Here is a 5,157-nt window from a genome sequence, read left to right on the forward strand (position 1 = left end):
GCGGGAACCGCTGCGGCTGCCGCCGGCGCCGGCCGGCGTCGCGCCCGAGGCGCTCGGCGGCGAGGCCGCCGCGCTGCGCTGGTTCGCCGCCGAGCACGACAACCTGATGGCCCTGATCCGGCAGGCCGCGGAACTCGACGACTACGGCTGGCAGCTGCCCTGGGTGCTGATCGACTTCCTGGACCGGCAGGGGCACTGGGACGACTGGATCGCCGTCGAGCGGATCGCGGTCGCCGCCGCCCACCGGCGCGGCGAGGTCCGCGCCGAAGCCCTCGCCCAGCGGGTCCTGGCCCGCGGCTACGTCCAGCTGGGCCGGTACGACGAGGCCGAGCCGCACTACCGGGAGGCGGACCGGCTCTACGAGGCGGCCGGTGACCCGGTCGGGCAGGCGCACACGCTGTTCAGCATCAGCTGGATGCGTGAGCAGCAGGGCCGCTACGACGAGTGCCTGCGGCACACCTCGCGCGCGCTGGAGCTGTACCGGGCGGCCGGGCACCAGGTCGGCGAGGCGCGGGCGCTCAACGCGCTCGGCTGGTACCTCGGGCACCACGGCCGCTACGAACTCACCCTGCGGCACTGCGCGCAGGCTCTGCGGTTGCAGCACCAGCTCGGCGACCGCTACGGGGAGGCGGCCGCCTGGGACAGCATCGGCTGGGCGTTCCACCACCTCGGCCACCACGAGCGGGCGGTGGACGCGTACCGGCGTGCCCTGGACCTCTACCGGGCCGCCGGTGACCTGCTCAACGAGGCGGAGATCCGCGATCACCTCGGCGACGCGTACGCCGCGGCCGGCGACCCCGAGGCCGCCGCCGGGCAGTGGCGGCAGGCGCTCGCGCTGCTGGAGAAGCTGGACCACCCGGGCGCCGCGACCCTGCGCGGCAAGCTGGACTAACCGCCGAAGCGGTCCGGATCGCCGGCGCCCACCCGCAGCACCTCCGGCGTGCCCTCGGACAGGTCGATCACCGTGGTCGGCTCGGTGCCGCACTCGCCGGAGTCGACCACCGCGTCCACCGCGTGATCGAGGGCTTCCTTGATCTCCCAGCCCTGGGTCATCGGCTCCGCCTCGCCGGGCAGCAGCAGCGTGCTGGAGACCAGCGGCTCACCCAGCTCGGCCAGGATCGCCTGCGCGGTGACGTGCGCGGTGATGCGCACCCCGACGGTCTTCTTCTTCGGGTGCAGCAGCCGGCGCGGCACCTCCTTGGTGGCCGGCAGGATGAACGTGTACGGCCCCGGGGTGGACGCCTTCACCGCCCGGAACAGCGCGTTGTTGATCTGCACGAACTGGCCCAGCTGCGCGAAGTCGTGGCACATCAGGGTGAAGTGGTGGCGGTCGTCGAGGTGCCGGATCGCACGGATCCGGTCGAGCCCGTCCTTGTTGCCCATCCGGCAGCCGAGCGCGAAACACGAGTCCGTCGGATAGGCGATCAGCCCGTCGGAGCGGATCAGATCCACGATCTGATGGATGCTGCGCGGTTGCGGATTGTCCGGGTGCACGTCGAAGTACTTGGCCACTCCTGACAGCTTAGGCTCTGATCATGGACCCCGTTTACCGGCCGGCCGTTCGGGTGATCTGCGTGGACGCCGACGGCCGGATCCTGCTGATGCACTGGGAGGACCCGTCGAACGGCTCCCGGCTCTGGGAACCGCCCGGCGGCGGCATCGAACCGGGGGAGACGCCGCTGGAGACCGCCCGGCGCGAGCTGGCCGAGGAGACCGGCCTGGACCCCGCCGCGATCGGCCCGGCCTTCCTCGACGTGCGGCGCGACACCTGGTGGAAGGGCCGGCACTTCATCGGCGCCGAACAGTTCTTCACGGCCCGTTACGGCACGTCACGGCCGCGGGTGGTCCGGGACGGCCTGCTCGCGTACGAACAGAGCGAACTTCTGGGGCATGCCTGGGTGCACCCGGCCGACCTGCCCGAACTCCCCGACCGCCTGGAGCCGCCGAACCTCGCCGAGGTCATCCGGAGTCTGCCGGGGTGAGCCTCAGCACGGGCAGGGTCCGCTGCGTCTTGCGCTGATATCCGGCGAAGCGTGACTGGGCCGCCGTGATCCGCTCCCAGGCGGCGTCCCGGCGTGGCCCCTCCAGCTGCTCCGCCTGGACCCGCGTTCTGCGCCCCGACACCTCGGCCCAGACCTGGTCGGGGTGGGCGCGGATGTTGTGATACCAGCCGGGGTGGCGGCTGCTGCCGTTGTTCGACGCGACGACGAGCCAGGCGCCCGCGCCGTCGTCGAACCGGGCGACGGGGGCCTGGCGTTCCTTGCCGCTCTGAGCGCCGACCGTCGTGAGATAGAGCAGGTCCATGCCCTGGAAGCGGTCGCCGGTGCGCCGGTGCACTTTGATCATGAGGTTCTGCAGTAGTCCCATGGACTCACTGTGCTCCTGGATCGATACTCTTGCATCCACCCGCCGCCGGCACGGGCCGTGCGCCCGTCACCAGTTCACGGCGATGTACTTCGACTCCAGGTATTCCAGGAGACCGTCGTGGCCGCCCTCGCGGCCGATGCCGCTCTGCTTGACCCCGCCGAACGGCGCCGCCGGGTCGCTCACCAGGCCGCGGTTGAGGCCCACCATCCCGGCCTCGATCGCCTCGCTCACCCGCAGGCCGCGGGCCAGGTCGGTGGTGTAGACGTACGCCACCAGGCCGTACTCGGTGTCGTTGGCGAGCCGCACCGCCTCGTCCTCGCTGGTGAACGTCACGATCGGCGCGACCGGGCCGAAGATCTCCTCGCGCAGGATCGCCGAGTCCGCGGCCACCCCGGTGAGCACCGTGGGCGGGTAGTAGAAGCCGGGCCCCTCCGGGCGGCTGCCGCCGGTGACCGCCTGTGCGCCGCTGTCCAGCGCGGACCGGACCAGGCCGTCCACCTTGGCCACGGTGTCCTCGTTGACCAGCGGCCCCACCTGGGTCTTCTCGTCCGTGCCGGGACCGACCACCAGACCGGACATGCGCTGCGCCAGCCGCCGGGCGAACTCCTCGGCCACCGGCGACTCGACGTAGAACCGGTTCGCCGCGGTGCACGCCTCACCGCCGTTGCGCATCTTCGCGATCATCGCGCCCTCGATGGCGGCGTCCAGGTCGGCGTCGGCGAAGACCAGGAACGGCGCGTTGCCGCCCAGCTCCATCGACGTGTTCACCACGTTCTCCGCGGCCTGGGCGAGCAGGATCCGGCCCACCTCGGTGGAGCCGGTGAAGGACAGCTTGCGCACCCGCGGGTCGCGCAGCATCGCCGAGACCACCTTGCCGGAGCTGCGCGACGGGAGCACGTTGACCACGCCCTCCGGCACGCCGGCCTCGGCCAGGATCGCGGCCATCGCGAGCGCGGTCAGCGGGGTGTCGCTGGCCGGTTTGAGGATCACCGTGCAGCCGGCGGCGAGCGCCGGGCCGATCTTTCGGGTCGCCATGGCGGCCGGGAAGTTCCACGGTGTGACCAGCACGCAGACGCCGACCGGCTGGCGCACCACCAGGATCCGGTTCGCGCCGGACGGCGCGGTCGCCACCACACCCTCGCCGCGGACGGCCTCCTCGGCGAACCAGCGGAAGAACTCGGCGGCGTACGTCACCTCGCCCTTCGCGTCCACGAGAGCCTTGCCGTTCTCCAGGCTGATCAGTGTGGCCAGGTCACCGGCCCGCTCGGTCATCAGCTCGAACGCCTTGCGCAGGACCTCCGACCGTACCCGCGGGGGTGTCGCCGCCCAGGCCGGTCCCGCCGCTGCCGCCGCGTCCACCGCGGCGATCGCGTCCGCCTCACCGCCGTCGGCGACCGAGGCGACGGTGTCGCCGGTCGCCGGGTCGAGCACGTCGAAGCGGCCGCCCGCCGAGGCCGGCACCCACTTGCCACCGATGAACAGCTCGGTTTCCACAACAGCTCCTCACGCTCGGACGTCGCCTCCAGCATTGTCCTGATCGCGGCCGGCCGCCACGCATCCCGGGCACCTCGAGGTTCGCCGCGGTGACGGCGGGTATCCGGCGCCCATGGACAGCGACGGCGGGCACGCCGCCCGGTGGTGGCGGGACGGTGTCGTCTACCAGGTCTATCCGCGCTCGTTCGCGGACGCCTCCGGCGACGGGGTGGGCGACCTCGCGGGCCTGACGGCCCGCCTCGAACACATCGCCGGCCTGGGCGCCGACGCGATCTGGTTGACGCCGTTCCAGCGTTCCCCGCAGGCCGATCACGGGTACGACGTGAGCGACTACACCGACGTCGACCCGCTCTTCGGTGACCTGGCCGCGTTCGACGCGATGCTGCGGCGGGCGCACGAGCTGCACCTGCGCGTGATCATCGACGTGGTGCCGAACCACTGCTCGGCCGAGCACCCGATCTTCCAGCGGGCGCTGGCCGGCGACCCGGACGCGCGGTCCCGGTTCCATTTCGCCGCCGGACCGGGCGAGTCCGAGCCGAACAACTGGCCCAGCGTGTTCGGTGGCCCGGCCTGGAGCCGGGCCCCGGACGGCACGTTCTACCTGCACCTGTACGCCCCGGAGCAGCCGGACTGGAACTGGCGGGACCCGCGGACCGCCCCGTTCTTCGACGACGTGCTGCGGTTCTGGTTCGACCGGGGCGTCGACGGGCTGCGGGTCGACGTGGCGCACGGGCTGTTCAAGGCGCCCGGCCTGCCGTCGCTGCCGCCCGGTGTGCATCCGGCGCCCGGCCGGCTGCGCGGCAACCCGCTCGCCTGCGACCAGCCGGAGACCCCGGACGTCTACCGGCGGTGGCGGGCGATCGCCGACGCGTACGACCCGCCGCGCGCCCTGATCGGTGAGGTGAACCTGGAACCGGAGCGGGCCGCCCGGTACGTGGCGCCGGACCGGCTGCACCAGGCGTTCGCCTTCGACTTCGTGATCGCCCCGTGGAGGGCCGGGCTGTGGCGCGAGACCGGTGAGCGGCTGCTGCGGCATCCCCCGGTCACCTGGGTGGTGGAGAACCACGACGTGGCCCGCACCGCGACCCGTTACGGCAGCGTGGCCCGGGCCCGGGCCGCCCTGCTGACCGTGCTCGCCCTGCCCGGCGCCGCCTACCTCTACCAGGGCCAGGAGTACAGCCTGCCCGAGGTCGACGTGCCGCCCGCGGCCCGCCAGGATCCGGCCTGGCCGCGTTCCGGCTTCTCCCGCGACGGCTGCCGGGTGCCGCTGCCGTGGCCGGGCGGCTTCTCCCCGCC

6 protein-coding genes are annotated in these 5,157 nt (G+C 72.9%); 3 read left to right on the plus strand and 3 right to left on the minus strand.

The features are described from left to right. The coding region (locus tag AB0F81_RS50195; protein WP_360211385.1) for a tetratricopeptide repeat protein at window positions 1-892 on the plus strand (892 nt) is incomplete at its 5' end. Here AB0F81_RS50195 and AB0F81_RS50200 read toward each other — a convergent pair. Further along, complete coding sequence (locus tag AB0F81_RS50200; RefSeq protein ID WP_360211387.1) at window positions 889-1,512, minus strand: L-threonylcarbamoyladenylate synthase; 624 nt, start codon at window positions 1,510-1,512, stop codon at window positions 889-891. The genes AB0F81_RS50195 and AB0F81_RS50200 overlap by 4 nt on opposite strands. A gap of 23 nt (window positions 1,513-1,535) precedes the next feature. Between AB0F81_RS50200 and AB0F81_RS50205 the strand changes: the two genes are divergently transcribed. Next, window positions 1,536-1,982 (plus strand): NUDIX domain-containing protein, encoded by a 447-nt coding sequence (locus AB0F81_RS50205; RefSeq protein WP_360211389.1) that lies wholly within the window; start codon window positions 1,536-1,538, stop codon window positions 1,980-1,982. Here the strand turns inward: AB0F81_RS50205 and AB0F81_RS50210 are convergent. Further along, window positions 1,960-2,367, minus strand: a complete 408-nt coding sequence (locus tag AB0F81_RS50210; RefSeq protein WP_360211391.1) for a nitroreductase/quinone reductase family protein — start codon at window positions 2,365-2,367, stop codon at window positions 1,960-1,962. The two genes, AB0F81_RS50205 and AB0F81_RS50210, sit on opposite strands and share 23 nt — an antisense overlap. A 66-nt stretch (window positions 2,368-2,433) precedes the next feature. Then, complete coding sequence (locus AB0F81_RS50215; RefSeq protein ID WP_360211393.1) at window positions 2,434-3,861, minus strand: NAD-dependent succinate-semialdehyde dehydrogenase; 1,428 nt, start codon at window positions 3,859-3,861, stop codon at window positions 2,434-2,436. A 112-nt stretch (window positions 3,862-3,973) separates the two neighbouring features. On the opposite strand from AB0F81_RS50215, the gene AB0F81_RS50220 reads away from it, so the two are divergent. Then, window positions 3,974-5,157, plus strand: a 1,184-nt coding sequence (locus tag AB0F81_RS50220; protein ID WP_360211395.1) for an alpha-amylase family glycosyl hydrolase, incomplete at its 3' end; no start/stop codon positions are given.

Source organism: Actinoplanes sp. NPDC024001 (assembly GCF_040638955.1).
Lineage (GTDB): Bacteria > Actinomycetota > Actinomycetes > Mycobacteriales > Micromonosporaceae > Actinoplanes.

What these genes read in the sequence shown, in the direction of transcription:
- AB0F81_RS50210 (WP_360211391.1), bottom strand. Translation starts at nt 2,367, where the DNA reads ATGGGACTACTGCAGAACCTCATGATCAAAGTGCACCGGCGCACCGGC.
- AB0F81_RS50205 (WP_360211389.1), top strand. Translation starts at nt 1,536, where the DNA reads ATGGACCCCGTTTACCGGCCGGCCGTTCGGGTGATCTGCGTGGACGCC.